The sequence below is a fragment of the Bradyrhizobium commune genome, from assembly GCF_015624505.1.
In the GTDB taxonomy this organism is placed as follows: domain Bacteria; phylum Pseudomonadota; class Alphaproteobacteria; order Rhizobiales; family Xanthobacteraceae; genus Bradyrhizobium; species Bradyrhizobium commune.
The window spans coordinates 1,681,792-1,707,702 of sequence record NZ_CP061379.1 but is presented as its reverse complement, the minus strand read 5'-3'; the positions used below and the strand labels follow the sequence as shown (position 1 = coordinate 1,707,702).

Here is a 25,911-nt window from a genome sequence, read left to right as displayed (position 1 = left end):
CATATGCGCCTGACTGCTGGATCGCCCGCTCGCCTCGGTGCAAGCTGGGACGGACGCGGCACCAATTTCGCGCTGTTTTCCGCCAACGCGCAGAAGGTCGAGCTGTGCCTATTCGACAGCCAGGGCCGGCGCGAGCTTGAACGCATCGAGCTGCCGGAACGCACCGAAGACGTCTGGCACGGCTATCTCAACGACGTCTCGCCCGGCCAACTCTACGGCTATCGCGTGCACGGCCCCTACGAACCCGAGCACGGCCACCGCTTCAACGCCAACAAGTTGCTGCTCGACCCCTACGCCAAGCGGCTCGCCGGCCGGCTGGTCTGGAGCGATGCGCATTTCGCCTACCGCACCGGCTCGCCCCGCGAGGACCTGTCCTTCGACCGCCGCGACAATGCGCGCGGCATGCCCAAGGCCGTCGTGGTCGACGAGACCTTCAATTGGGGCCGCCGCGAGATCCGCCCCAACATCGCCTGGGAAGACACGATCATCTACGAGGCTCACGTCAAGGGCCTGACCCAGAAGCGCGACGACGTGCCGCCGAATTTGCGCGGCACCTATGGCGGCCTGTCATCGCCCGCGATGATCGAGCATCTGAAGAAGCTCGGCGTCACCACGGTGGAGCTGCTGCCGATTCACAGCTTCGTCGACGACCGCGTGCTGGTGGAGAAGAAGCTCGCCAATTACTGGGGCTACAACACGCTGTCCTTCTTCGCGCCGGAGCCGCGCTACGCCCAGGACAACGCGTTGGATTCCTTCCGCACCACGGTGGCGCGGCTGCACGATGCCGGCATCGAGGTGATGCTCGACGTCGTCTACAACCACACCGCCGAGGGCAACCATCTCGGTCCGACACTGTGCTATCGCGGCATCGACAACGCCTCCTATTACTGGCTGAACCGCGAGAACCCGCGCTACTATGATGACTTCACCGGCTGCGGCTCCTCGGTGAACCTCGCCCATCCGCGCGTGCTGCAGATGGTGATGGATTCGCTGCGCTACTGGGTGGAGGTCTGCCATGTCGACGGCTTCCGCTTCGACCTCGCCACCACGCTCGCGCGCGGGCCGAACGGCTATGATCGCGGCATCTCGTTCCTCACCGCGATCCGGCAGGATCCGGTGCTCGCCACCGTCAAGCTCGTCGCCGAGCCATGGGATCTCGGGCTCGGCGGCTACCAGGTCGGCGCGTTTCCCTCGCAATGGTCGGAGTGGAACGACCGCTATCGCAGCGCCATGCGCCGCTACTGGAGCGGAGAAGGCAGCCTGATCGGCGACATCTCCAGCCGCATGACGGCATCCTCCGACCTGTTCAACCATGACGGACGCAGGCCGCGCGCCAGCATCAACCACATCACCGTCCACGACGGTTTCACGCTCGCCGATCTCTTCAGCTACAACGAGAAGCACAACGAGGCCAATGGCGAGGACAATCGCGACGGCTCCAACGACAACCATAGCAACAATTGCGGTGTCGAGGGACCGACCGACGATCCAACGATCCTCGGGCTGCGCCGGCAGCTGCGCAAGAACGTGCTGGCCTGCCTGATGCTGGCGCAGGGCATTCCGCTGCTTCTCGCCGGCGACGAGGTCGGCAATTCGCAATCCGGCAACAACAACGCCTATTGCCAGGACAACGAGGTCGGCTGGGTCGGCTGGGACAATCTCGGCAAGGACGGCGAGGACATGGTCGACTTCGTCACCCATCTCGCCGACATCCGCAGCCGCTTCTCGCAACTCCGCAGCCATCGCTGGCTCGACGGCCGTCCCAAGGACGGCATCTCCTATGGCGCATTGTGGCTGACGCCGGCAGGCGCGGAGATGACCGAGAGCGACTGGAAATTCCCTGAGGGGCGGTTTCTCTCCTATGTGATGGGACCGATGGAACCGGGCAGCGCTGCGATCTTTATTGTCCTGAACGCCGCCCCCGAAGAGATCGCATTCAAATTGCCCAAGATGCCCGAATACAAGAGCTGGCAGCAGATCCTGAACACGACCGACGCCAAGCTGAACACGGTCGATTTCCTCCCCGGAAGCGACAGCAAGGCGCCGCCGCGTTCCGTGCTCGCTTTCGCGGGGGCGCTATGAGGCCATCCTTCGGCGCCAGGCCGACGAAGGACGGCGTATCGTTCCGCCTCTGGGCACCCGGCGCGAGGCGCGTCGATCTGCTGCTCGAACGGCGTCACGCCATGCGGCGTCGCGAAGATGGCTGGTATGTAGCCGAGATTGCCGGCCTCGATGCCGGCAGCCGCTACAAATTCCGAATTGACGACGAGATCGACGTGCCCGATCCGGCCTCGGCGTTCCAGCCCGAGGATGTGTTCGGCCCGAGCGAGGTGATCGATCACGCCGCGTTCGACTGGCGCGCCAGGGACTGGCGCGGACGCCCATGGGAAGAGACGGTGCTGATCGAGACGCATGTCGGCACCTTCACGGCGGAAGGCACTTACCGCGCGATGATCGACAGGCTCGATCATCTCGTCGCGACCGGGATCACCGCGCTGGAATTGATGCCGCTGGCCGATTTCGCCGGCCGCCGCGGCTGGGGCTATGACGGCGTGCTGTGGTACGCGCCCGACAGCGCCTACGGCCGACCCGAAGACCTGAAGAGGCTGATCGACGAGGCGCATCGGCGCGGGCTGATGATGTTTCTCGACGTCGTCTACAATCATTTCGGCCCCGAAGGGAATTATCTCGGTCGCTACGCGCCGACTTTCTTCACCGATGCACATACGCCCTGGGGCAGCGCGATCGACTATCGCGTGCCGCAGGTGCGTGCTTTCGCCGTCGAGAATGCGCTGTGCTGGCTGACAGACTATCGCTTCGACGGCCTGCGGCTGGATGCCGCCAACCACATCATGACGATCCCCGGCGAGCAGTCGATGTTGCAGGAGCTCAGCGTCGCCGCCGGCGAGCTGGCCAAGGCCACCGGGCGGCACATCCACCTCGTGCTGGAGAATGGCGACAATCGCGCCAGCCTGCTCGATGCCGCGCAGGAGCCACCGAACGGCAAATATCGCGCGCAGTGGAACGACGATTACCACCACGCCTGGCATGTGATGCTGACCGGCGAGCTCGCCGGCTACTACGCCGATTACCAGACGCCGCGCATGGACCTCGCGCGTGCGCTCGCCTCGGGCTTCGTCTATCAGGGCGAGATCTCGGAATTCTGGGGCAAGAAGCCGCGCGGCGAACCAAGCGGCGAGCTGCCGCCAACGACCTTCGTCAACTTTCTGCAAAACCACGACCAGATCGGCAACCGGCCGCTCGGCGACCGGCTCGAGAGCCTGGCAACGCCGGGAGAGATCGAGGCCGCGCTTGCGGTGACGCTGCTCGCGCCGATGGTGCCGATGCTGTTTCAGGGCGAGGAATGGGGTTCAAAGATGCCCTTCCCGTTCTTTTGCGATTTCCAAGGCGGGCTGGCGGACGCCGTGCGCAAGGGCCGCAAGCAGGAATATGCCTGGGCTTACGAAAAATACGGCGACGATGTGCCGGATCCGCTCGATCCGGCCACGATGGAATCGGCCGTGCTCGACTGGACCGGCCGCACGGCGCAGCAGCACGCGCGGCTTGCGCTCGTGCGCGATCTGCTCACGCTCCGCCGCAAGGAGATCGCACCACGCCTAAAGGGCGCGAGATTCGGCGCTGCCGAGGCCGCCGACAACGGCTTGCTGACCGCACATTGGCGCATGGAGGATGGTGCGACATTGCGCCTGACCGCCAATCTGTCGGACAAGGACATCACACACACGGACAATGATGCGGCCACGCCGATCTGGGGCGGCGCGGCCGGCAACCGGCTTCCGCCCTGGTCGGTGGTCTGGCGTCTCGGAGGTTAGCATGCCTCCCGCCATTCCCCTTGCCACCTACCGCCTGCAACTCACCGCGGATGTCGACTTCGACAAGGCGGCCGCGGTAGTGCCCTATCTGAAGGCGCTCGGCATCACGCATCTCTACGCCTCGCCGGTGATGAAGGCGCGCAAGGGCTCGACCCACGGCTACGACACCGTTGATCACAGCCAGTTCAATCCCGAGCTTGGCGGCGAGGCCGGCTTTGCACGACTGAGTGAGGCGCTCAGAACGCACGACCTCGGCCTCATCATCGATTTCGTGCCGAACCATGTCGGCGTGCACTTTGCCGACAATCCCTGGTGGCTGGACGTGCTGGAATGGGGACCGACTTCGCCGCACGCAGCCGCTTTCGATATCGACTGGGATCTCTTGCCCCACCGCGCCCGTGGCGGTGTGCTGCTGCCGATCCTTGGTTCTTCCTATGGCGAGGCACTGGAGCGCGGCGACATCGAGCTGCGCTACGATGCCGACGAAGGCAGCTTTTCCGCCTGGTACTTTGAGCATCGGCTGCCGATCGCGCCCGAGCGATATGGCGAGCTGCTGCGGCTGATCGTGAAGGAAGCAGATGCGGCGGAGACGGAAGCCGGCAAGCGTCTGCTGTCGCTTGCGGCGCGTTATACGGGTCTGCGCCGGCCGAACCGCAAGGAGGCGCCCGCCTTCAAGGCAGAGCTCAAGGACATCTCGGGCGGCGCCGATATCATCGCACACGGCCTTGCCGCCTATCGCGCCGCCAAGGACCGCCCGGCGCAGACGCTGGCGCTGCATCACCTGCTCGAGCGCCAGCATTACAAGCTCGGCCATTGGCGGCTTGCATCGAGCGATATCAATTATCGGCGCTTCTTCGACGTCAACGGGCTCGCCGGCCTGCGCGTCGAGGACGCGAGCACCTTCGCCGCCACGCACCGGCTGGTCAAGCAGCTCGTCGCCGACGGCAGGCTGCAGGGTATCCGTCTCGATCACATCGACGGCCTGCGCGATCCCGCGCAATATTGCCAGCGGCTGCACCGATTGGTCCGCGACGCCCAAGGCAACGCCAAGCCCTTTTATACGGTGATCGAAAAGATCCTGTGCGAGCACGAGCGCCTGCCGCATTTCGCCGGCGTGCAGGGCACCACCGGCTATGAGTGGATGAACGCCATCACGCAAGTCCTGGTCGATCCCAAGGGACTGGAGGCGCTGGACGAGACCTGGCGGCAGATCAGCAACCGGCCGCCGCGGCTTGCGCCTTACGTCAAGGACGCCAAGCGGCGCGTGCTGGAAACTTTGCTGACCAGCGAATTCACCGTTCTGACGCGCCTGCTCGCGCGCATCGCCAACGGACATTATTCAACACGCGACTTCTCCGCCGACAGCCTGCGGCAAGCGCTCGAGCTCTATGTGCTGCATTTCCCGGTCTACCGCACCTATCTCACGACGGCCGCGCCGATCGCGCATGACCGCAAGCTGATCGACGACACAATCGCACGGGCGCGCGCGGAATGGTTCGCCACCGACGAAGGCATTTTCGACTTCCTGCGCGATGCCTTGACCATGGATCTGCTCAAGCCGGGCCGCCCGCCACACAGTGCCCCGCGCGTGCGCCGCTTCGCGCTCAAGGTGCAGCAATTCACCGGGCCGATGATGGCGAAATCGCTGGAGGACACCGCCTTCTATCAATTCCACCGCCTGCTCGCCCTGAACGAAGTCGGCGGCGATCCCGCAAGCCACGGCCTCGCAATCCCTGCCTTCCACGAAGCGATGAAGGCACGCGCGAAAGAGTGGCCGCACGGCATGACGGCGACCGCGACCCACGACACCAAGCGCGGCGAGGATGCCCGCGCGCGGATCACGGCACTCGGCGAGATTCCCGGCGAGTGGGGAAGCGCCGTGGCACGCTGGAAAGTCTTGAACGCAGAGCATCTCGCGCTCCGCGGCAACCTGCGCGCGCCGTCGGCGACGTTCGAATACATGCTCTACCAGACGCTGCTCGGCGCCTGGCCGCTTCAGGGGCTGACCGATGCCAGCTTCGTCGAACGCATCCAGGCCTACGCGCTCAAGGCCGCGCGAGAGGGCAAGGAGGAGACGAGCTGGCTCAATCCGCATGAGGCGTATGAGAGCGGCGTGAAGAGCTACATCGAGAAGATTCTCGATCCTGCGGTATCAGCCGAATTCCTGGAATCGCTAGAAACCCTGGCGCGCCGCATCGCGCTGCTCGGCACGTTGAATTCGCTGAGCCAGCTCACGCTCAAGGCGATGTTGCCCGGCGTGCCCGATTTCTACCAGGGCACCGAATTCTGGGACCTGTCGCTGGTCGATCCCGACAATCGCCGGCCCGTGGATTTTTCCGCTCGATATGTGGCGCTGGCGTTATTGGACAACCCGGACTGGAGCGGCCTGATCAAGACCTGGCCAGACGGACAGCTCAAGCTCGCCTGGATCCGATATCTCCTCAAGTTACGCAACGCGCTCCCAGATGTGTTTGCTCATGGCGACTACCAGCCGCTGGAGGTCCGCGGCGCGCATGCCGACCATGTCATCGCCTTCGCCCGTCGTCGCGACCGCGACGCCGTGATCGTCGTCGTCGGACGTCTGTTCGCGCCATTCACACAGGCGGGCCGGGAATGGCCCGTGTCCGAGAGTCTCGACGCGACCGTCGATATCACCGGCTATGCCGCGCCGGGACTGGCCGGCAACGAACTACCGGTAGCACGGGTGTTCCGCGATTTTCCTGCGGCGGTTCTCGAGGCGCGAACAACAAGTGTCATCAGGCCTCCACGGCAGCGTGTGGGCGCCTGAACTCACTTTCCCTCATCCTTGGTCAGCAGCAGCTGCCCGCGTTTGCGGATCGCAGCCTGCGCCATCTCGGCGAAACGCTGCAACAGCCACGGCAAGACCACTTGCACCTTGACGTGGTCATCGGCGACATCGACCTGACCGGTCGCGATTTGTCCCATCGCGCGAATGCGGAAATTCATGCTGTCGCCGCTCCAGCGCTCCTCCTCGACCAGCATCACGGGAATGCTCGCGGCGGCGCGGCCGAGCCCGGTCTTGAGCCGGCGCACGGCCTCTTCGCGGCCAAGGCGATGCGGAATGGAAACGATGAGCGGCGCTGACATAACCCTGTCCCGTGCTGACTGACTCTCACTTAGTCATGCCGAGTGGAAAGGCAAAGGTTCCATGCAACTCGGCCCGCGCGGCCGCGTCTCAAAACCGGAACCATCAAGCGTGCGGCAAGTTGCCCTCGCACAACGGGACAAGTGCAAGCAACCCTTTCAACAGAGGGCTGGAGGAGATTCGTATGTCTATCGGCACCATCATTCTCATCATCCTGGTCATCGCCCTGCTCGGCGGCTTCAGCGGCATTGGCGGCGGACCGTTCTACGGCACCGGCTATTACGGCGGCGGCGGCCTCGGGCTCGTCATTGTCATTCTGTTGATATTGCTACTGCTGGGACGGATCTAGTACGGACCTTGTAGGGTGGGCAAAGGCGCAAAGCGCCGTGCCCACCTTCTTCGCCGAGAGGAAGAAAGTTGGTGGGCACGCTTCGCTTTGCCCACCCTACTTCTTCGCCGCGAGCGTCTTCATTGCAGCTTTGATCGACGCAGCCGCATCATCGTATCCATCCCACGCCTTCGATCGCGCCAGCAGCCCCGGCACCGTCCGCACCGTATACCGCATCGGATCGAGATCACCCTTCACCTGCGCCCAGGTCACCGGCATCGACACCGTGGCACCGTCGCGGGCGCGGGGCGACAGCGGGGCCACCGCCGTCGACAGGCGATCGTTGCGCAGATAATCCAGAAAGATCTTCCCGTTGCGCAGCTTCTTGGACATGTTGAGCAGATAGCGCTCGGGACCGTCATTCGCCATCCACTGGCAGACTCCTTGCGCAAAGGCCTTGGCCTCCTTCCAGCTGACCTTGTCGCGCGTCCCAAAGAGCAGCGGCACCACCACATGCAGGCCCTTGCCGCCGGTGGTCTTGCAAAAGCTCTCCATGCCGACGTCGGCCAGCCGCTGCCGCATCTCCTTCGCGGCCTCGACAACATCGGCGAAAGCGACGTCCGGCGCAGGATCGAGATCGAACACCAGCCGGCCCGGCGTGTCATAGGCACCAGGCGCGCAATTCCATGGATGCAGCTCGAGGCCGCCGATCTGCGCGACGGCGGCGAGCCCCTCGACCCGGTTGATCTCGAGATACGGCTTGCGCTCGCCCGAGACCTTTGCGAGCTCGAGCAGCTTCGAGCCACCCTGCATGGCGTGACGCTGGAAGAATGTCTCCCCGCCGATGCCATCGGGCGCGCGCAGGATGGAGCAGGGACGCCCCTTCAGATGCGTGATCATCCAGTCACCGATCGCCTCGAAATAGCGCGCGAGGTCGAGCTTCGTGACGCCCTCGCCGTCGCCGCCGTCGGGCCACAGCTCCTTGTCCGGTTTTGAGATCGCGACGCCCATCACCTCGGCGGTGCCGGCGTCCTTTGCTTTTCCGGATTTTGCCGGGGCGCGCTTTCTGGCGGTCGGCTGCGCAAGCCTGGTATCTGCGGGCATTTCAGCCTCGACCTCCTCAGCCGGCTTGTCCTGCCGCAGGCCCTTGAACGCGGCCTGGCGGATATTTCCGTCGGCGGTGAAGCCGGCGAATTCGATCTCGGCGACCAGCTCCGGCTTCAGCCAGTGCACGTCGCGCGTCTTCTTCGGCGCGTTCTTGCCGCCGAAGGGATTTTCGCTCGATGCCGCCTCTTTCAGGAACGGCATGATACGCTTGACCTTGTCGGCTCCAAAACCGGTGCCGACGATGCCGACATAGGCGAGATGATCGCCGCGATAGACCCCGGCCATCAGCGAGCGGAACTTTCCGGCCGTCGTCTTCCAGCCACCGATCACGACCTCCTGGCCGGCGCGGCATTTTGTCTTGGTCCAGCTTTCCGTCCGCCCCGAACGATAAGGCGCGTCGAGCTTTTTCGAGACCACGCCCTCGAGCTCGAGCTTCAGCGCCGATTGCAGCACCGTGTCGGCATCACTCTCGAAATGCTCGACGTAGCGGATCTGGTTCGACTTTCGCTTGCGCGCCGCGAGCAACTCCTTGAGCCGCGCCTTGCGCGCGCCGAGCGGCAGTCGCCGATAATCGAGGCCATCGGCGAACAAGAGGTCGAAGCCGAAGAAGATCAGGTCTTCGGTCTTGCCGTCCGACAGCGCGGCCTGGAGCGACGAAAAATTCGGCGTACCGTTATGATCCAGCGCAACGATCTCGCCATCGATCATGACGTCGGGCAGCGCATTTGCCTCCTTCGCGATCGCGGCGAACTTGTCAGTCCAGTCGAGCCCCGTCCGCGTCTTCAGCGTCGCGTTGCCTCCCTCGACCCGGAGCTGCACACGGTAACCGTCGAACTTGATTTCGTGGCACCAGCGATCGCCGGACGGTGGCCGCTCGACCGGCGTGCAAAGCTGCGGCGCCACGAAATCCGGCATCTCCGAGACGCTCTTGGCGGTCGTGGACGTCGTCGCCTTTTTACCAGTCCTGCTCTTGGGCGCCGCACCTCCCTTCAACGCCGTGCGCGGCGCGGGTTTGACGGTCCGCCCTTTCGTCTCCTCTGCGCGGTTCGATTGCCAGACCGCATCCGCCTTGCCCTTGGCGCCCTTCGCCAGCATGAACGGCGTTGGTGCACGGCCCTTGCCGTCCGCGATCTGCGCCATCGCGCGGCCGGAGGCGACCGACTTGTCCTCGGCCAGAATATCTTCGTCTTCGCTGGCGTATTCGTCGCGATGCTTGATCAGCAGCCAGTTGGTACGCTTTTCGCCGCCGCGATTACGCATGCGCACCAGCACCCAGCTGCCATGCAGTTTCTCGCCGTGCAGGGTGAATTTGAGGTCGCCCTTCTTGAAGCCGGCTTCGGGATCGTCGGATTCCCAGGTGCCGCGGTCCCACAGCATCACGGTGCCGCCGCCATACTGGCCTTCCGGAATCGTGCCTTCGAAATCGCCATAGTCGAGCGGATGGTCCTCGACCTCGACTGCCAGCCGCTTGTCGTGTGGATTGAGCGAGGGCCCCTTCGTCACCGCCCAGGACTTGAACACACCGTCGAATTCAAGCCGGAAATCGTAGTGCAGCCGGGTCGCGTCGTGCTTCTGGATCACGAAACGCCGCAGCTTCGACGGCGCCACTGCGGCCTCGCCGGAGGGCTCCGGCGTCCTCTCGAAATCACGCTTCTGTCGATAGGTGGAGAGTTTTCGCAGCACGACCGGTCCCGCATTCTCTAATTGCGTCGAAGCCTAACACGGCAAAACTCCCACCCGGAACCAAAACCCAGTCGAGAGGTTGGGGTTCCTAAAACGCATTGAAAACATTGGAGAATGGAATGGCCCCGCGCGCCTATTGGAAGGGAATACTCAAACTGTCGCTTGTGAGTTGCCCGGTCGTGCTCTACCCGGCGACGACGGCCGCCGAGAAGACGCGGTTTCACATGATCAACCGCGAGACCGGCAACAGGCTGAAACAGCAGATGGTCGATTCCGAGACCGGCGACGTCGTCGAGAGCGAGGACAAGGTGCGCGGCTATGAGCTGCGCAAGGGCAAATATGTCGAGATCGAGCCAGAGGAGCTGGAAGCCGTTCAAATCGAGAGCAATCACACCATCGACATCGAGAGCTTCGTGCCGCGTGATGAGATCGATCAGCGCTATCTCGACCACCCCTACTATATCGCCCCCGAAGGCAAGGCCGCGGTCGATGCTTTTGCCGTGATCCGCGATGCCATGAAGGATCAGGAGCGCGTGGCACTCGCCAAAATCGTGCTCACCAATCGCGAGCACATCATCGCAATCAAGCCGCTCGGCAAGGGCCTGCTCGGCACCACGCTGCGCTTCCCTTACGAGCTGCGCGACGAGGACCAGTTCTTCGACGACATCAAGAGCCCGAAGATCACCAAGGACATGGTCGAGCTTGCCGGCCACATCCTGCACACCAAGGCCGCGCATTTCGACCCGTCGAAGTTCAAGGACGAGTATGAGACCGCGCTGAAGGCACTCGTCAAGCGCAAGGCGAGCGGCAAGACGATCGAGCTGCCCGAACCCGAGGAGCGCCCGAGCAACGTCGTCAGCCTGATGGACGCGCTGAAGCAGAGCCTGAAGGGACGCGGTGCGAAGAAGACGGCGGCGAAGCCGCATGCGCGCCGGGCGACCGGGCGGCAGAGCAGTGCGAAGAAGGCGCACCGGTCGCCGGCCCGGCATCGGAAGGCGGGATAGCTCGTCATTCCGGGGCGATGCGGAGCATCGAGCCCGGAATCCATCGCGACAAGCATGCCTAGCCGAAAAATGGATTCCGGGCCCGCGCCAAGAGGCGCGTCCCGGAATGACGACGGAGTCAATCCCCTGCCTTCAGCCGGTAGCCGATCCCCGTCTCGGTCAGCACATATTGCGGGCGCTCCGGGTCGGCTTCGATCTTCTGGCGGAGCTGCCGGACATAGACGCGGAGATATTGCGCGTCGGTCAGCTCGTCCCAGAGCTCCTTGAGCAGGAAGCGATGGGTCAGCACTTTTCCGGCGTGCTGCACCAGTACGCGCAGGAGGTCGTATTCCTTCGGCGACAGCTTAACGTCGCGCTCGCCGAGCTTGACGATGCGACGGACGAGATCGACGGAGAGCTCGCCGGTACGGAAGATCGGGCGCTCGCCCTGCACCTGGAGCTGATGCCGCAGCGCCGCGCGCAGGCGCGCCAAGAGTTCGTCCATGCCGAACGGCTTTGTCAGATAATCATCGGCGCCGAGATCGAGCGCCTGCACTTTGCCAGCCTCATCGCCGCGGCTCGACAGCACCACGATTGGCACGGCCTCGTTGCGGGCGCGAATGGTGCGCAAGAGCTCGTGGCCCTGGATGTCCGGCAGGCCGAGATCGAGGATGATGAGCGCCGGCTCTTCGGCGAGCTTCTCCAATGCGGTCTTGCCGTTCGACGCCTCCAGTATCTCATAGCCCTGTGTGGAAAGCCCCATCCGCAGCAATTTGCGGATCGGCGGCTCGTCGTCGATCACCAAAACCTTGATCGGGGCAGCACTCATGCGGCGGTATCCAATGCGTGGGTCTGTGCCGGGACGGGCAGACGGATGGTGAGCACAGCGCCGCTGCGGTCGGTACGGTTCGCAGCCGAGATCGTGCCCCGCATCGCCTCGACGAAGCCGCGGGAGATGGCGAGCCCGAGTCCGGTGCCGGGACGGACATGATCGCCCTTCTGCGCGCGATAGAACTTGTCGAACACGCTCTCGAGCTCGTCGGGCGGAATGCCGGCGCCTTCATCGGCGACCTGGAGCACCACCTGATCCCGCTCGCGCTGGCTCCGGATCGAAACCATGGTATCGGGCGGCGAATATTTCGCGGCGTTGTCGAGCAGGTTGAACAGCACCTGCTCGAACAGCACGGCATCGAGCTGGAGCATCGGCAGATCGGCGGCGAGCACCAGCTCGACCTTGTGCGCAGTCAGGATCTTGGATGCCCGTCGCAGCGCGCTGCCGACGATCTCGCCGAGATCGTGCAGCGCCGTGTTGGGCACGATGGCGCCGGATTCGAGCTTGGTCATGTCGAGCAGATTGGCGATGAAGCGGTTGAGCCGCTCGGATTCGTCGATCACGGTCGCGAGCAGATCGCGCTTCTCAGTGTCGGACAGCGCGCCGGCGAGATCGCGCATGGTCGAGGCGGCGCCGAGCACGGAGGCGAGCGGCGTCTTCAAATCATGCGAGATCGAGGTGAGCAGTGCCGAGCGCAGCCGCTCGGATTCGACGGTGCGCTTGACACGGTCCATGTCCTCGACCAGCAGCACGCGCTCGATCGCGAGCGCGCCCTGGTCGACCAGCGCGTCGAGCAGCCGGCGCTGGTCCGGCGTCAACAGCGGGCCGGTGCGGTCGTTGTCGATGCCGATGACGCCAATCGGGCCGCGCCCGGTGCGCATCGGCAGAAACAGCCGCTTGGCGCCCGGCAGCGTATCCGCGCCGCGACCGGCGGAACGATCATTGCTCCAGGCCCAGTTGGCAGCGGCGAGATCGGCCTGGTCGAGCTGGTCCTCCGGCGGATAGCCGGATTTCACAGTCAAGAGCCCATCCTCCGGCAACAGCAGCACGACGCGGACCTTCAGCATCAGCGCGATCTGATAAGCGGTGGCCCACAGCACGTCGTCGAGCGTGGCGGTGCCGGCGAGCTTGCGGCTGAAGGCGTAGAGCTGTTCGGTGGTCCTGATGCGGCCGATCGCGGTGTCGGCCTGCGTGCGCACGCGCGCGGCGACATTCGAGACCAGGATCGCGATCAGCATGAAGAAGAAGAACGCCGCGACGTTGGTCGGATCGGTGATGGTGAAGGTGTAGACCGGCGGCAGGAAGAAGAAATTATAAGCGAGCGACGCTGCGATGCTCGCAAGCAGCGACGGCCACAAGCCATACCGGACCGCAACCGCCACCACCGCGGTGAGCAGCACGAGGTCAACGTTCTCGATGCCGAACCGCGGCTGAAGCAGCTCCGCGGCGCCAAGGCCGAGCAAGACGATGCCGATCGCCTTCAGATAGGGCAGCGGATTGAACGGCTCCGAGCGCGCGGCGGTCTGCACTGCCGTCTTGGGCGCTGCCTCGTCCGGCAGCTCGTCGCCGGGAACGACGTGGACGCTGATATTGCCGGCGCGGCGCACCAGATCATGCACGACGGAACCGCGCGTCATCTCGAACCAGCGCGAGCGTGTCGACTTGCCGATCACGATCTGGGTGACGTTGTTGCCCTGCGCGAAATTGATGACGTCGTCGGCAATGCGGCGGCCGACCGCGGGAATGGTCAGCGCCTCGCCCCCGAGCGATTCCGCCAGCCGCAGCGTATCGGCGAGCCGGTCGCGCTCGTCGTCTGACAATTGCAGAGACCGCCGCGTCTCGATCGAGATCGCGGTGAACGGGGCATGCAGCCGGTCGGCCAGCCGCTTGGTGTAGCGCACGAGCCCGGCCGCGCGCGGATCCTCGCTGACGCAGACCAGGATGCGCTCGCTGGCGGCCCAGGGGCCGGCGATGGCGTTGGCCTGCATGTGGGTGAGAAGCTGCTCGTCGACCCGTTCGGCGGTACGTCGTAGCGCGAGCTCGCGCAGCGCCGTCAAATTGCCCGGCGAGAAATAGTGCTCCAGCGCCCGCTCGGCCTGCTTGGGCACATAGACCTTGCCCTCGCGCAGCCGCTGGATGAGATCGTCGGGCGTAAGGTCGATCAGCTCGATCGCATCGGCGCGGTCGAAGATCGAATCCGGCACCGTCTCGCGCACCCGCACATGCGTGATCTGGGCGACGACGTCGTTCAGGCTTTCGATGTGCTGGATGTTGACGGCGGTGTAGACATCGATGCCGTGGGAGAGCAGTTCCTCCACGTCGAGATAGCGCTTGGGATGGCGGCTGCCGGCTGCGTTGGTGTGGGCGAGCTCGTCGACCAGGGCGATTCTCGGCCGCCGCGCGATCACGGCGTCGAGGTCCATCTCCTCGACGATCTGGCCGCGATAGTCGAGCTTCTTGCGCGGGATCACTTCCAACCCCCGCACCAGCGCCTCGGTCTCGGCGCGGCCATGCGTCTCGACGAAGCCGACCACGACATCGATGCCGGCCTTGCGCCTGGCGTGGGCGCTTTGCAGCATCTGGTAGGTCTTGCCGACGCCGGGGGCGGCGCCGACAAAGATCTTCAGCTTGCCGCTGGCGCTCTCCTCCCGGCGCGCGGCTTCCAGCAGCGCTTCGGGAGACGGACGTTGTTCGGGATCGCGGCGCTCTCGGACCATGTTTCGAATATAATCATCCGTGTGCCGCGAGCCTAGACTGCTACTTCGCGGACGCACGATCCAATGCGAGGTTCAAGGCAAGAACGTTAACCCTGGGTTCGCCGAGCAGACCGAGCAGACGTCCCTGGATATTGGAGGCAACGATCTGCCTAAGCTGGTCCTCCGAGATGTTCCGCGCTTTGGCCACACGGGGCACCTGAAATTGCGCAGCCTCCGGCGAGATGTCGGGGTCGAGACCGCTGGCCGAGGTCGTGACCAGGTCGACTGGAACGGCGGCGTTCGGATTTTCGGCCTTCAGCTTGTCCACGTCGTCCTTCAGCCGGTCGGCCAGCGCCTTGCTGGTCGGGCCGAGGTTGGAGCCGCCCGAATTGGCGGCGTTGTAGGGTGCCGATACCGTCTTGGTCGAATCATTCGGGTCGGGCGCCAGCGTCGCCGAGGGACGACCATGGAAATATTTGTCGTCCTTGAACTCCTGCCCGATCAGGGCGGAGCCGACCATCTTGCCGTCTTTCTCGATCAGGCTTCCTTTCGCCTGCGCCGGAAAGATAGCGCCAGCAATGCCGGTCACGGCGAGCGGATAGGCCAGGCCCGTGATGGCGGTGAGCACCAGCAAGAGGACGATGGCGGGGCGGATTTCTCTGAGCATGTTGGGTCTCCAGTTATTTCGTCATTGCGAGCGAAGCGAAGCAATCCTGGAACCTCTCCTGTGGAGGCAGTCTGGATTGCTTCGTCGCTTCGCTCCTCGCAATGACGGGCTAGGCCAGGTGAAGTGCGACGACGACGAGGTCGATCGCCTTGATGCCGATGAAGGGAATGACGATGCCGCCAAGTCCGTAGATCAAGAGGTTACGGCGGAGCAGCGCGCCGGCACCGACCGCGCGATAGGCGACGCCTTTCAGCGCCAGCGGGATCAGCGCGATAATGATCAGCGCGTTGAAGATGATCGCCGACAGGATAGCGCTCTGCGGGCTCGACAGGTTCATGACGTTGAGCACGTTGAGCTGCGGGTAGAACGCCAAAAACATCGCCGGAATGATCGCAAAGTACTTTGCGACGTCGTTGGCGATCGAGAACGTCGTCAGCGCACCGCGCGTCATCAGGAGCTGCTTGCCGATCTCGACCACCTCGATCAGCTTGGTCGGGTTGGAGTCGAGATCGACCATGTTGCCGGCTTCGCGCGCGGCCTGCGTGCCGGTGTTCATGGCGACGCCGACATCGGCTTGCGCAAGCGCCGGCGCGTCGTTGGTGCCGTCGCCACACATGGCCACCAGCTTGCCCTTGGCCTGCTCGTCGCGGATCAGCTTGAGTTTGTCCTCGGGGGTCGCCTGCGCAAGGAAGTCGTCGACGCCGGCTTCCGCCGCGATCGCGGCGGCGGTCATCGGGTTGTCGCCGGTGATCATGATGGTGCGGATGCCCATGCGGCGCAGCTCCGCAAAGCGCTCGCGGATACCGCCCTTGACGATGTCCTTGAGCTGGATGACGCCGAGCAGCCTGCCGTCCCTGGCGACCGCGAGCGGCGTGCCGCCGGCCTTGGCGATCTCGTCCGCGATGGTCTGAATCTCGCGGCCGATGTCCGACAACGCCGCCGGCTGGATGGCGCGCGCCGTGTTGCCGGAGGCGACCGCCAACGGCGCACCGCCGCCGACATAGTTGAGCATGGCCTCGACAGCGCCCTTGCGCACCGACGAACCGCCGGCGTCAACGCCGCTCATGCGGGTCTGCGCCGTGAACGGAATGAAGGTCGCGCCAAGCTCACCCATATCGCGACCGCGGATGCCGTATTTCTCCTTCGCCAGCACGACGATGGAGCGGCCTTCCGGCGTCTCGTCGGCCAGCGAGGCAAGCTGGGCTGCGTCCGCCAGCTCCTGCTCGGTGACGCCGCGCACGGGACGGAACGCAGTCGCCTGGCGGTTGCCGAGCGTGATCGTTCCGGTCTTGTCGAGCAACAGCGTGTCGACGTCGCCGGCGGCTTCGACCGCGCGGCCCGACATCGCCAGCACGTTGAAGCGGACCAGGCGATCCATGCCGGCGATGCCGATCGCCGACAGCAGCGCGCCGATCGTGGTCGGGATCAGCGTCACGAACAGCGCGACCAGCACGATCACCGAGATCGAACCACCGGCATAGGCCGCGTAGCTCGGAATGGTGACGGTCGCGAACACGAAGATGATGGTGAGGCCGGCCAAGAGGATGTTGAGCGCGATCTCGTTCGGCGTCTTCTGCCGCTCGGCGCCTTCGACCAGCTTGATCATGCGGTCGATGAAGGTCGAGCCCTGCGCCGCGGTGATACGGACGCGGGCCCAGTCGGACAAGACCTGCGTGCCGCCGGTCACCGCCGAACGGTCGCCGCCGGACTCGCGGATCACGGGCGCGGATTCACCGGTGATAGCGGCCTCGTTGACGGAGGCCACGCCCTCAATCACCTCGCCGTCGGACGGAATGGTGTCGCCCGCCTCGACCAGCACGATATCGCCGACCTTCAGGCTCGTGCCCGGCACGAGCTTGAAGTCCTGGCCGGCGCCGTTGAGCAGCTTGGCCTGGCTCTCGGTGCGGGTCTTGCGCAACGAATCAGCCTGCGCCTTGCCGCGGCCTTCGGCAACGGCTTCGGCGAAGTTGGCGAACAGTACCGTGAACCAGAGCCAGAGGATGATCTGGAAGGTAAAGCCGAGATTGGCTCCGCCCGTGACGATATCGCGCAGGAAGATCACGGTGGTGAGCGCGGCCACGATCTCGACCACGAACATCACGGGATTCTTGATCATCAGCCGCGGGTCGAGCTTGACAATGGACGCGCGGATCGCGGGCACGACAATCTTCGGGTCGAGCATCGCCGAGACGGAGGCGCGTTTTTGCAGTTTCATGGTTTCCATGGAGGTCACTCCGAACAATCAGAAGGCTGTCAGAACACTTGGCCGGCGTTCATCGCGAGATGCTCGACGATCGGGCCGAGCGCGAGGGCCGGGAAGAAGGTGAGGCCGCCGATGATCAGGATCACGCCGACGACGAGACCGACGAACAGCCCGCCGGTGGTCGGGAACGTGCCCGCCGACGGCGGGATCGACTTCTTGGCGGCGAGCGAGCCCGCGATCGCCATCGCCGGGATGATCATGAAGAAGCGGCCGACGAACATCGCGCTTGCGAGCGTGAGGTTGTAGAACAAGGTATTGCCGGTAAGGCCTGCGAAGGCCGAGCCGTTATTCCCGGTCGCCGAGGTGAAGGCGTAGAGCACCTCGGTGAAGCCGTGCGGGCCGGCATTGGCCATCGAGGCGACCGCTGCGGGATAGACCACGCCGACCGCAGTCCAGCCGAGATACATCAGCGGCAGCACCAGGATCGCGAGCATCGCCATCTTGACCTCGCGCGCCTCGATCTTCTTGCCGACATATTCCGGCGTGCGGCCGACCATCAGGCCGGCGACGAAGATCGCGAGCACGACGAACAGCAGCATGCCGTAGAGGCCCGCGCCGACGCCGCCGACGATGATCTCGCCGAGTTGCATGTTGATCAGCGGGATCATGCCGCCGAGCGCGGTGAAGCTGTCATGCATGGCGTTGACCGCGCCGCAGGAGGCCGCCGTCGTGATCACGGCGAACAGCGAGGACGCGACGATGCCGAAGCGGACCTCCTTGCCCTCCATGTTGCCGCCCGTCAGGCCGAGCGCCTGGAGCGTCGAAGTGCCGTTGGCTTCCGCCCAATAGGTAACGGAGACGCCCGCAACGAACAGCACGCCCATCACGGCGAGGATCGCCCAGCCCTGGCGCTGGTTGCCGACCATGCGGCCGAACACGTTGGTCAAGGCGGCGCCCAGCGAGAAGATCGAGATCATCTGGATGAAATTCGACAGCGCGGTCGGGTTCTCGAAGGGATGCGCGGCATTGGCGTTGAAGAAGCCGCCGCCATTGGTGCCGAGCATCTTGATCGCGACTTGCGAGGCAACCGGGCCGACCGCGATGCTCTGCTTGGCGCCTTCGAGCGTTGTGGCTTCGACATAGTCACCCAGCGTCTGCGGCATGCCCTGCGAAACCAGGAACAGCGCGTAGACGACGCAGATCGGCAGCAGCACATAGAGCGTGCAGCGGGTGACATCGACCCAGAAATTGCCGACCGTGCGCATCGACGCGCGCGAGAAGCCACGGATCAGCGCCACCGCAAGCGCGATACCGGTTGCCGCGGACAGGAAGTTCTGGTGCGTCAGGCCCAGCATCTGCACGAGATACGAGATCGTGCTCTCGCCGCCGTAGTTCTGCCAGTTGGTGTTGGTGATGAAGGAGATCGCGGTGTTGAAGGAGAGATCCTCGGCAACCGCGCCCTGGCCTGCCGGGTTGAAGGGCAGCACGGCCTGCAGGCGCATCACGCCGTAGATGATCAGGAAGCCTCCGATATGGAACAGCAGCATGGCGATCGTATAGGTCACCCAATGCTGCTCGCGCTTCTCGTCGACGCCGGAGAACCAGTAGATGCCGGCCTCGATCGGACGCAGCACCGGCGAGAGGAACGTGCGTTCTCCGTTGAACACGCGCGTCATGTACCAGCCGAGCGGCTTGGTCAGCGCGACGATGATGGCGCAATATAAAATGATCTGGAGCCAACCGATCACAGTCATGGCATTAACCCTTCAGGCTTTGTGTCCGCCGCAACAGCGGCAGAAGCACCGCCAGCAGGCCGGCGACGAGCACGGCATCCGCCAGCAGCAATTCGAGCAGCGGCAGCACGGTTCAGAACCGTTCGGGCCGCAGCAGCGCATAGGTGAGGTAGAACAGGAGGCCGAACGAGACGGCACCGGCGAGCGCATAATCGAAAATCATGATCCGCTCCATCACAGCCGTTCGCAGGCGTAGGTGTAGCCGATCGCAAGGGCAAAGAAGCCGAAGCCCAGCGCCAGCATCAGAATGTCCATCATGGGAATGCTCCTCGTTGCGCTCTGTCTCCAACGCAACTGTGTCTCCGTTTCCCGGCCCGTGGCTTGCAGTAGATCAATGACGATGCATATCGCCCAGCTTGGCTGCCGGAATTTTCACCGTGCTGAGGTGCCACCACCGGCATAGGTTTTCGAGACGAGGGCTATGGCGAAGTTATAGGAATCTCATAAAGGCGAACGGTTGGCGCGACGCTCGCGCGGCAATCCCCACTGTCGTCCCGAACAAGCAAGCGCAGATTTGTCCGGGACCACAGCAGAGAATGGGCGCGGACGTCGCCCCCCAAATACTTATGAAATTCCTACATCTCGCGTCCCTTCCTCATCTCGTTTTCAAATGCCCTCCCCGCCATCCTGAAGAGGCCGGCCGACTGACCGACGCCCAATCCAGGAGGCCTGACTTGACCGCCCATCTCCGCCCCCACGATCTACCCTCACTTAGCGACCGTTTGCGCAATGCGCAGGCGATGACACCGCCGTTGATGTGCGAGATCATCGAGAAGGCCTGCCGGCGCTTCCCGTCGCTCGGTCAGAGCGAGCGCACGGCACGTGTCATGCACCTGGTCGAAGCCGAAGCCTGGACCGACGCTGCGCTGGCGCTGATGGAGTTCGAGCTGCCGCTGTGGCAGGTCCGCCGCATCGCCTATGACGAGGGTGAATGGCATTGTGCGCTTTCGCGCGAGCGTGAGCTGCCGGATTGGCTCGACGCCGCGGTCGAAGGATGCCACGGCGACCTTGCGATCGCCCTGCTGTCGGCATGCGTCGAGGTTCTGGCAATCGCCGTGGAAGCGTCGCGACCGAGCGTTTCCTCTGTTCGCGCGGCGCACGATTCGCTCTACGAGCCTGTCGCCTGCGACCATTTCGGCTAGGGGAGCCGAGCCCCGGCTTTATGACGTTCCTATGAGATCGTCGTGCTGCCGCCCTCGAAATCATACGCGCGAGACGGGATATTGAGCGCGCAGGTGCCGGACACGCTCCCGCCGGCGCGAATCGCAAGGAATGCATCCGTGAAACTCGTCGAACCTCCCTCGTGCCACTCTCCCTCAAGCATCGTCTTCATCGGCCGCAACCATAGCGGACAGTGGATTGCGCAAGAACAGAACGGCCTCTATGGCGGCCTGTTCGTCAGCCGCGCCCAGGCCATCAAATATGCGCTGTTCGAAAACGGACAGCATCCCGAGACCATCGTCGAGTTGCCGCGCGAGATCGAGCTCGACATGGGAAAAAGCCCCAGCCTCTCGCAGCGCCCCGCCTGAGCAGGCCGCCATCCGGCGAGACGATCATGTTCATCCCTCCCTCTGCCTGGTTCGCCGGCTTCATTCCGGATCTGCCGACGCCGTTCGATGCGTCGGATGGAATCGACCCGAAGGCGTTCGCCGCGCTCTGCGAGCGCCAGGTCGCGGCCGGCGTTCCCGCCATTGTGGTGTGCGAGACCGCCGGTGAGGCGCCGACGCTCTCGCCGGCCGAGCAGGAGCTCGTGATCCGCACCGCGGTCGATGTCGCCCGCGGTCGGGTCCGGGTTATCGCCGGCGCAGTGACGAATTCGACCAGCCATGCCATCGAACTCGCGCGGCGCGCGGAAGCGGCCGGTGCCGATGCCATCATGTCGGTGGTGCCCGCCTACAACAAGCCGATGCAGGAGGGCATGCTCGCGCATTTCCGCAGCATTGCCGGATCGATCGGATTGCCGGTGATCCTGCACGACGTTCCCTCCCGCACGCTGCGTCCGCTCGCCGACGAGACGCTACTGCGCCTCGTCGAGTCCCGGCAGTTCGCCGGCCTGCGCGACGGGAGCGGCGACATCACCCGCCCGATGCGGCTGAGCCGGCTGCTGCCGGCCGGATTTCGCCTGCTCTCTGGCGACGACACGACTGCCTTTGGCTTCATCGCGGGTGGCGGCGACGGCGCGATCTCGGAGATCGCCAACATCGCGCCGGATCTGTGCCGCACCATCTTCTCGCAGGTCAGGCAGGGCCGCCTGCAATCGGCACGCTATCTGCACAAGCGCCTGATCCCGCTCGCCGCTTGCCTTGCGAAAGAAAGCCCGGCCGCACTCAAGAGCGCCTTGAACGTGCTTGGCCTGATCTCACCCACCACAAGGCTGCCGCTCGGGCCGCTGGACGCGGCCGCACAGAGGGACCTGGTACGCGCATTTGCCGCGATCGCCGACGAGGAGCTGATCGACGGCGTCGGAGCATAGGCGGGCACGCTTATGCCGCTCCTATACGATCGCAATCGCGCTCGTCTCGAATTCCTACGCTGCAAAGCGCATCATGAAAGACAGATTGGGGCGACGGTCTCGCCGCCCGCCGAGAAGGACTCCTGAAATGTCGATGCTGACACATGGCCTTGAGCGGCTCTCCGACTGGGCCGAACAACGGCCACGGACTTCAAAAGAGCGCAAGGCCCAGCTCAAGCGGGTCGCGCTGCGCGCACTGGCCGTGCTCTCGATGGGTAGCGTGCTCACGGCACTGATCGCGTTGAAGACCGCGATCCATGTCTGGCATCTCCACGCCTGATCGGCAGACCATCATGACCTTGCAGATGTGTGAGGAGGCCGCCATGGCCGCGATTGCGCTCCAGGCTACGCACCGCCAGACGCGGCAGGCGCCGGCGGCGGAGTTCAAGCCGCTCGATCCCGATGTGGTCAGCGCTTCCATTCCCGCCTTCTTCATCGGTCGCAACAAGGCCGGCCTCTGGGTCGCACGCGAGGCACGTGGGCGCATCGGTGGCCTGTTCCTGTTCAAAAAGTCGGCCGTCGACTTTGCCAACCGGCAGAGCAAGCCGTCCCGGTGTGCGCTGGTGTTTCCGACCGAGACCTTCGAGCTCGACATCGAGAACCGCGGCAATCCGCTGATCGTGCTGGCGGAGGGAGCGAGGCGGCTCTTTGCACGCCTGGCCGCGAGATAGCGCGATATGGTTGAACTCAAGATCGTCATCCTGCTCGTGCTGATGGGCGCATTGCTGCTCGGCATGCGCCTCAGTGCTGCGCCCGCATCGGACGGCTAGTGTGCATCGCCTCAAGGGACATCTCGAGCACGCGGTCGCCACGACAATCGTGACCATGGCGCTGAGCCTGGTCTGGGGCGGGATCCTGACACTCGTGATCACGCTTCTGGCGCGCGGGCTCGGCGTCTAGGCTCTCGTTGCCTACGTGGCGAGCAATAGGCCTCCTATCCCGCGGAAAAAGCCCGGCCGATCTGGCGCCGCCTGGCGGAACCGTGTAGAGCGGTTTCATGAGCAACAGCAGCGTCAACGTCGTCGCCCATCCCCTGGTCCAGCACAAGCTTTCGCTGATGCGAGAGAAGGACCGCTCGACCAAGAGCTTTCGCGAGATCCTGAACGAGATCGGGATGCTGCTCGGCTACGAGGTGACGCGCGACCTGCCGCTTGAGCTGGTCGAGATCGAGACGCCGATCGCGCCGATGCAGGCGCCGAAGATCGCCGGCAAGAAGCTCACGCTGGCGCCGATCCTGCGCGCCGGCGTCGGCTTCCTCGACGGCATGCTGGCGCTGATCCCCTCGGCGCGCATCGCCCATATCGGGCTCTACCGCGACCCCGAGACATTGCAGGCCGTGGAATATTACTTCAAGGCGCCGCAGGACCTCTCCGACCGCACCGTGATCCTGATGGACCCGATGCTGGCGACCGGCAATTCAGCCTGCGCCGGCGCCTCCCTGCTCAAGAACCGAGGCGCCCGCGACATCCGTTTCGTGTGCCTCCTGGCCGCGCCCGAGGGTATCGCGCAGTTCCAGAGCGAACATCCCGACGTGCCGATCTGGACCGCCGCGATCGATGAGAGGCTCAACGACCACGGCTACATCGTGCCGGGCCTTGGCGATGCCGGCGACCGGATGTTCGGCACCAAGTAGACAGGTTTGTGCGATCGGGTTACTCCGGTCGCCATGCCCGCCAACCGCTTTTCATTGCAATCGCTGATCGGGTCGGAAGCTGGCCCCGCCTTCGTGTTCGAGGGCATAGCCGTGTCGCGCGCGCAGTTCGCGCAGAAGGTCGAGCAGACCGCGGCTTGGATTGCCGCGCAGGGGATCGGCAAGGGCGACGTTGTGGCGGTCTGGCTCGTCAATCGGGTCGAATGGATCGCACTGCTGTTTGCAGCGGCACGGTGCGGAGCCGTCGTTGCCGCCGTCAATACGCGCTACCGCAGCGCGGAAGTCGCGCATCTGCTGAAATTGTCCGGCGCCAGGCTGATGATCGTCGAGACTGCGTTTCGCTCGATCGACTTTGCTGCGATCCTCGCCGATGTCGCCAGGGACGAGGTGCCCGCGCTGCAAAAGCTTGCCGTGGTCGGCGCGGATACCATCCCCGCGCATTGGCCCTGCGTCCGGTTCGACGCATTCGAAAACTCCTATCCGGCGGCGGCGCCGGCCGAGAGCGATGTCGATCTGCCGGTGCTGCTCTACACGACCTCGGGCACGACCAAGGGGCCGAAGCTGGTCGCGCATTCACAGCGGACACTGGCCGCGCACGCCGCCGTCGTCGCCAAGGCGCTGAAGCTTGATCCGCAAAGACACTCGCTACTGGCGATGCTGCCGTTCTGCGGCACCTTCGGCATGACGAGCCTACTCGGCTTCATCGCGGCCGGTGCGACCGTCCATGTGCTCGACGCCTTCGAGGCGGCGCCAGCGCAAAAAATCCTCAGCGAACAGAGGATCACGCACAGCTTCGGCTCCGACGAGATGTTCCGCCGCATCCTCGCACTGACCGACGCGCCACGGCCGTTCCCCCATCTCGAAGTGTGCGGCTTCGCCGCGTTCCAGCCGGGCTGGCGCGAGCTTGCCGCCGAGGCCGAGGGGCGGGGCCTGCCGCTGTTCGGCCTCTACGGGTCGAGCGAGGTGCAGGCGCTGTTCTCGATCGCCCGCCCCAGCGACGCGCTCGCCGATCGGATCGAAGGCGGCGGCTGGCCGATGTCGCCGGAGGCCAAGGTCCGCATACGCGATACCGAGACCGGTGAGCTTGCGGTGCAGGGCATCTCCGGCGAGATCGAGATCAGCGCTCCCTCGCGCTTTCTCGGCTATTACAACAACCCCGATGCGACGCGCGACGCGATCACCGCGGACGGCTTCTTCCGCAGCGGCGACATCGGCCGGCTCCGCGGCGACGGCGCCTTCGTCTACGAGACCCGTGCGGGCGACGCGATGCGGCTCGGCGGCTTCCTGGTCGCGCCCGGCGAGATCGAGGACGAGCTCAAATCCTGTCCCGGCGTGGCCGATGCCCAGGTCGTCGCGGTCGATCTGAAAGGACAGGCGCGCTGCGTTGCTTTCGTCATTCCTGCCGACATACCGCCGCAACAGGAGGCGCTGACCGCGCGACTGCGCGAGCGGCTCGCCGGCTACAAGATCCCGGCGCGGATCTATGTGGTTGACGCCTTCCCTGTCACCGACAGCGCCAATGGCGTGAAAATCCAGCGCGCCAGGCTCCGCGCCATGGCGATGGAACGGATCGTCGCCGAATAAAGCTTGCCTATTTCAGATAGCTCGCGAGATTCAGGCTCAGTATCTTGGCAAGCGCCGAATAGGACGCACTGAGTTGGGCCTGGTAGGTCGAGAGCTGGGCCGTGATGGCGGCAACGTCGACGCCGGTGAGGTCGTTCGAGAGGCTCTCGGCATAGCTCTTGTAGTCGGTTTGACGGGCGCTTGCCGTCTCGATCGAGGACGCCGAGCTCGAGAGCTTTGCCTGCACGGCCGCAGTGTCGTCGAGTGCAGTGCTGGCGAGATCGAGCGCGCTGGTAATGTCCGATGACGACAGCGTGGTGCTGTTCGCCACGAACTTCAAGACCCGCATCACCTCTTCGAACGCCGAATTGTCGGCGGTAACGCCATAGGACACGGTCTCGTCGGAGGCGACCCGCACCGAGGCGATCTCATCGTCGCCATTGTAGTAGCTGGTGTCCGCTGTCGTGGTGGATCCGGTGCCGCTGGCAAAGCTCGTGAGATCGACCGGCGCAGTATCCGTCTTTCCGCCGGCGAACACATACTGGCCGTCATACTGCGTGTTCATGAGCGAGCCCATCTGCTCGAGCATCTGCTGGGCGGACGAGATCACCGAGCTGGTCTCGGTCGAGCTGCTGGTCGATGCGGCACTGAGCTGGGAACGGAGCTGCGTGATGATATCGCTCACCGAGCCGACCGCCGAATACATCACCTGGACTTTGCTGTCGGCGAGCGTGGCGGCATCGACATAGGACTGCGCGCGCGTCACCGAGACCTGGAGGTTGACGACATGCTGCGCGTTCGAGCCATAGCCGCCATAATCGGTCGAGAGCACGCCGGACGATTCCTGGACCTGCTTGTCAGCCATGACAGTCTCGATGCGCATCGCATCGGAGACCATCTGGTTCGACTGGGCGAAGGTGGCGATGCGCATCGCGACCATGACAGGGCTCCGAT

The 25,911-nt window shown here is 64.6% G+C and carries 22 protein-coding genes; 13 read left to right on the top strand and 9 right to left on the bottom strand.

Annotated elements, in window-relative coordinates:
• The first annotated feature begins 3 nt into the window (after positions 1-3).
• Genes glgX through treY form a run of 3 tightly spaced genes read left to right on the top strand, consistent with a single transcriptional unit; the run spans position 4 to position 6,621 of the window.
• Positions 4-2,082 carry a glycogen debranching protein GlgX gene (glgX, locus tag IC761_RS08095; RefSeq protein WP_195802735.1) on the top strand — a complete coding sequence of 693 codons (2,079 nt, stop codon included), beginning with the start codon at positions 4-6 and terminating at the stop codon, positions 2,080-2,082.
• Positions 2,079-3,833 (top strand): malto-oligosyltrehalose trehalohydrolase, encoded by a 1,755-nt coding sequence (gene treZ, locus IC761_RS08090; RefSeq protein WP_195802734.1) that lies wholly within the window; start codon positions 2,079-2,081, stop codon positions 3,831-3,833. The genes glgX and treZ overlap by 4 nt, the downstream gene beginning before the upstream one ends.
• A 1-nt stretch (position 3,834) precedes the next feature.
• The gene (gene treY, locus IC761_RS08085; RefSeq protein ID WP_195802733.1) at positions 3,835-6,621 is read left to right on the top strand and encodes a malto-oligosyltrehalose synthase; all 2,787 of its coding nucleotides are present in this window, start codon (positions 3,835-3,837) and stop codon (positions 6,619-6,621) included.
• A gap of 2 nt (positions 6,622-6,623) precedes the next feature.
• Here the strand turns inward: treY and IC761_RS08080 are convergent, their stop codons facing one another.
• Positions 6,624-6,941, bottom strand: coding sequence for a polyhydroxyalkanoic acid system family protein (locus IC761_RS08080; RefSeq protein ID WP_195802732.1), 318 nt, complete (start codon positions 6,939-6,941; stop codon positions 6,624-6,626).
• Between the two features lie 182 nt (positions 6,942-7,123).
• Here IC761_RS08080 and IC761_RS08075 point away from each other — a divergent pair, with 182 nt between their 5' ends.
• Positions 7,124-7,288: a DUF3309 family protein gene (locus IC761_RS08075; RefSeq protein WP_007595743.1), complete on the top strand. Its 165-nt coding sequence runs from the start codon at positions 7,124-7,126 to the stop codon at positions 7,286-7,288.
• 96 nt (positions 7,289-7,384) lie between these two features.
• Here the strand turns inward: IC761_RS08075 and ligD are convergent, their stop codons facing one another.
• Entirely contained in the window at positions 7,385-10,057 is a 2,673-nt protein-coding gene (ligD, locus tag IC761_RS08070; RefSeq protein ID WP_195802731.1) for a DNA ligase D, read from the bottom strand.
• Positions 10,058-10,176: 119 nt separating this feature from the next.
• Between ligD and ku the strand changes: the two genes are divergently transcribed.
• On the top strand, positions 10,177-11,061 hold the full coding sequence (gene ku / locus IC761_RS08065) for a non-homologous end joining protein Ku (protein ID WP_195802730.1): 885 nt from the start codon (positions 10,177-10,179) through the stop codon (positions 11,059-11,061).
• Between the two features lie 118 nt (positions 11,062-11,179).
• Here ku and IC761_RS08060 read toward each other — a convergent pair whose 3' ends face one another.
• From IC761_RS08060 to IC761_RS08035, 6 genes are all read right to left on the bottom strand, one after another.
• Complete coding sequence (locus tag IC761_RS08060) at positions 11,180-11,869, bottom strand: response regulator (protein ID WP_195802729.1); 690 nt, start codon at positions 11,867-11,869, stop codon at positions 11,180-11,182.
• Positions 11,866-14,589, bottom strand: a complete 2,724-nt coding sequence (locus tag IC761_RS08055) for a DUF4118 domain-containing protein (protein WP_195802728.1) — start codon at positions 14,587-14,589, stop codon at positions 11,866-11,868. Before IC761_RS08055 ends, IC761_RS08060 begins: the two co-directional genes overlap by 4 nt.
• Positions 14,590-14,629: 40 nt before the next feature.
• A complete protein-coding gene (locus tag IC761_RS08050; RefSeq protein WP_195802727.1) occupies positions 14,630-15,235 on the bottom strand; it encodes a K(+)-transporting ATPase subunit C in 606 nt (201 codons plus the stop codon).
• A 109-nt stretch (positions 15,236-15,344) separates the two neighbouring features.
• Positions 15,345-17,459, bottom strand: coding sequence for a potassium-transporting ATPase subunit KdpB (gene kdpB / locus IC761_RS08045; RefSeq protein WP_195802726.1), 2,115 nt, complete (start codon positions 17,457-17,459; stop codon positions 15,345-15,347).
• Between the two features lie 29 nt (positions 17,460-17,488).
• Positions 17,489-19,192 carry a potassium-transporting ATPase subunit KdpA gene (gene kdpA, locus IC761_RS08040; protein ID WP_195802725.1) on the bottom strand — a complete coding sequence of 568 codons (1,704 nt, stop codon included), beginning with the start codon at positions 19,190-19,192 and terminating at the stop codon, positions 17,489-17,491.
• Between the two features lie 112 nt (positions 19,193-19,304).
• Positions 19,305-19,394: a K(+)-transporting ATPase subunit F gene (locus IC761_RS08035; RefSeq protein ID WP_038965694.1), complete on the bottom strand. Its 90-nt coding sequence runs from the start codon at positions 19,392-19,394 to the stop codon at positions 19,305-19,307.
• Between the two features lie 511 nt (positions 19,395-19,905).
• Between IC761_RS08035 and IC761_RS08030 the strand changes: the two genes are divergently transcribed.
• The 8 genes from IC761_RS08030 to IC761_RS08000 all read left to right on the top strand — a co-directional run bounded on the left by IC761_RS08030 (position 19,906) and on the right by IC761_RS08000 (position 24,978).
• The gene (locus tag IC761_RS08030) at positions 19,906-20,373 is read left to right on the top strand and encodes a hypothetical protein (protein ID WP_195802724.1); all 468 of its coding nucleotides are present in this window, start codon (positions 19,906-19,908) and stop codon (positions 20,371-20,373) included.
• A 138-nt stretch (positions 20,374-20,511) separates the two neighbouring features.
• Positions 20,512-20,760 carry a hypothetical protein gene (locus IC761_RS08025; RefSeq protein WP_195804587.1) on the top strand — a complete coding sequence of 83 codons (249 nt, stop codon included), beginning with the start codon at positions 20,512-20,514 and terminating at the stop codon, positions 20,758-20,760.
• A 26-nt stretch (positions 20,761-20,786) separates the two neighbouring features.
• The gene (gene dapA / locus IC761_RS08020; protein ID WP_195802723.1) at positions 20,787-21,704 is read left to right on the top strand and encodes a 4-hydroxy-tetrahydrodipicolinate synthase; all 918 of its coding nucleotides are present in this window, start codon (positions 20,787-20,789) and stop codon (positions 21,702-21,704) included.
• 127 nt (positions 21,705-21,831) lie between these two features.
• The gene (locus IC761_RS08015; protein ID WP_195802722.1) at positions 21,832-22,023 is read left to right on the top strand and encodes a hypothetical protein; all 192 of its coding nucleotides are present in this window, start codon (positions 21,832-21,834) and stop codon (positions 22,021-22,023) included.
• 13 nt (positions 22,024-22,036) lie between these two features.
• Positions 22,037-22,414: a hypothetical protein gene (locus tag IC761_RS08010; protein WP_195804586.1), complete on the top strand. Its 378-nt coding sequence runs from the start codon at positions 22,037-22,039 to the stop codon at positions 22,412-22,414.
• Between the two features lie 100 nt (positions 22,415-22,514).
• Positions 22,515-22,643 (top strand): hypothetical protein, encoded by a 129-nt coding sequence (locus tag IC761_RS36070; protein ID WP_283814493.1) that lies wholly within the window; start codon positions 22,515-22,517, stop codon positions 22,641-22,643.
• A gap of 97 nt (positions 22,644-22,740) precedes the next feature.
• Positions 22,741-23,376, top strand: coding sequence for a uracil phosphoribosyltransferase (upp, locus tag IC761_RS08005; RefSeq protein WP_195802721.1), 636 nt, complete (start codon positions 22,741-22,743; stop codon positions 23,374-23,376).
• 33 nt (positions 23,377-23,409) lie between these two features.
• Positions 23,410-24,978 (top strand): AMP-binding protein, encoded by a 1,569-nt coding sequence (locus IC761_RS08000; protein WP_195802720.1) that lies wholly within the window; start codon positions 23,410-23,412, stop codon positions 24,976-24,978.
• A gap of 7 nt (positions 24,979-24,985) precedes the next feature.
• Here IC761_RS08000 and IC761_RS07995 read toward each other — a convergent pair whose 3' ends face one another.
• The gene (locus tag IC761_RS07995) at positions 24,986-25,897 is read right to left on the bottom strand and encodes a flagellin (protein WP_195802719.1); all 912 of its coding nucleotides are present in this window, start codon (positions 25,895-25,897) and stop codon (positions 24,986-24,988) included.
• Positions 25,898-25,911: the final 14 nt, after the last annotated feature.

What these genes read in the sequence shown, in the direction of transcription:
- glgX (WP_195802735.1), top strand. Translation starts at nt 4, where the DNA reads ATGCGCCTGACTGCTGGATCGCCCGCTCGCCTCGGTGCAAGCTGGGAC.
- IC761_RS08015 (WP_195802722.1), top strand. Translation starts at nt 21,832, where the DNA reads ATGTCGATGCTGACACATGGCCTTGAGCGGCTCTCCGACTGGGCCGAA.
- treY (WP_195802733.1), top strand. Translation starts at nt 3,835, where the DNA reads ATGCCTCCCGCCATTCCCCTTGCCACCTACCGCCTGCAACTCACCGCG.
- ku (WP_195802730.1), top strand. Translation starts at nt 10,177, where the DNA reads ATGGCCCCGCGCGCCTATTGGAAGGGAATACTCAAACTGTCGCTTGTG.
- kdpB (WP_195802726.1), bottom strand. Translation starts at nt 17,459, where the DNA reads ATGGAAACCATGAAACTGCAAAAACGCGCCTCCGTCTCGGCGATGCTC.
- IC761_RS08010 (WP_195804586.1), top strand. Translation starts at nt 22,037, where the DNA reads ATGACCTTGCAGATGTGTGAGGAGGCCGCCATGGCCGCGATTGCGCTC.
- IC761_RS08000 (WP_195802720.1), top strand. Translation starts at nt 23,410, where the DNA reads ATGCCCGCCAACCGCTTTTCATTGCAATCGCTGATCGGGTCGGAAGCT.
- IC761_RS08050 (WP_195802727.1), bottom strand. Translation starts at nt 15,235, where the DNA reads ATGCTCAGAGAAATCCGCCCCGCCATCGTCCTCTTGCTGGTGCTCACC.
- upp (WP_195802721.1), top strand. Translation starts at nt 22,741, where the DNA reads ATGAGCAACAGCAGCGTCAACGTCGTCGCCCATCCCCTGGTCCAGCAC.
- IC761_RS08075 (WP_007595743.1), top strand. Translation starts at nt 7,124, where the DNA reads ATGTCTATCGGCACCATCATTCTCATCATCCTGGTCATCGCCCTGCTC.
- IC761_RS08055 (WP_195802728.1), bottom strand. Translation starts at nt 14,589, where the DNA reads ATGGTCCGAGAGCGCCGCGATCCCGAACAACGTCCGTCTCCCGAAGCG.
- kdpA (WP_195802725.1), bottom strand. Translation starts at nt 19,192, where the DNA reads ATGACTGTGATCGGTTGGCTCCAGATCATTTTATATTGCGCCATCATC.
- dapA (WP_195802723.1), top strand. Translation starts at nt 20,787, where the DNA reads ATGTTCATCCCTCCCTCTGCCTGGTTCGCCGGCTTCATTCCGGATCTG.
- treZ (WP_195802734.1), top strand. Translation starts at nt 2,079, where the DNA reads ATGAGGCCATCCTTCGGCGCCAGGCCGACGAAGGACGGCGTATCGTTC.
- IC761_RS08035 (WP_038965694.1), bottom strand. Translation starts at nt 19,394, where the DNA reads ATGATTTTCGATTATGCGCTCGCCGGTGCCGTCTCGTTCGGCCTCCTG.
- IC761_RS08060 (WP_195802729.1), bottom strand. Translation starts at nt 11,869, where the DNA reads ATGAGTGCTGCCCCGATCAAGGTTTTGGTGATCGACGACGAGCCGCCG.
- IC761_RS07995 (WP_195802719.1), bottom strand. Translation starts at nt 25,897, where the DNA reads ATGGTCGCGATGCGCATCGCCACCTTCGCCCAGTCGAACCAGATGGTC.
- IC761_RS08080 (WP_195802732.1), bottom strand. Translation starts at nt 6,941, where the DNA reads ATGTCAGCGCCGCTCATCGTTTCCATTCCGCATCGCCTTGGCCGCGAA.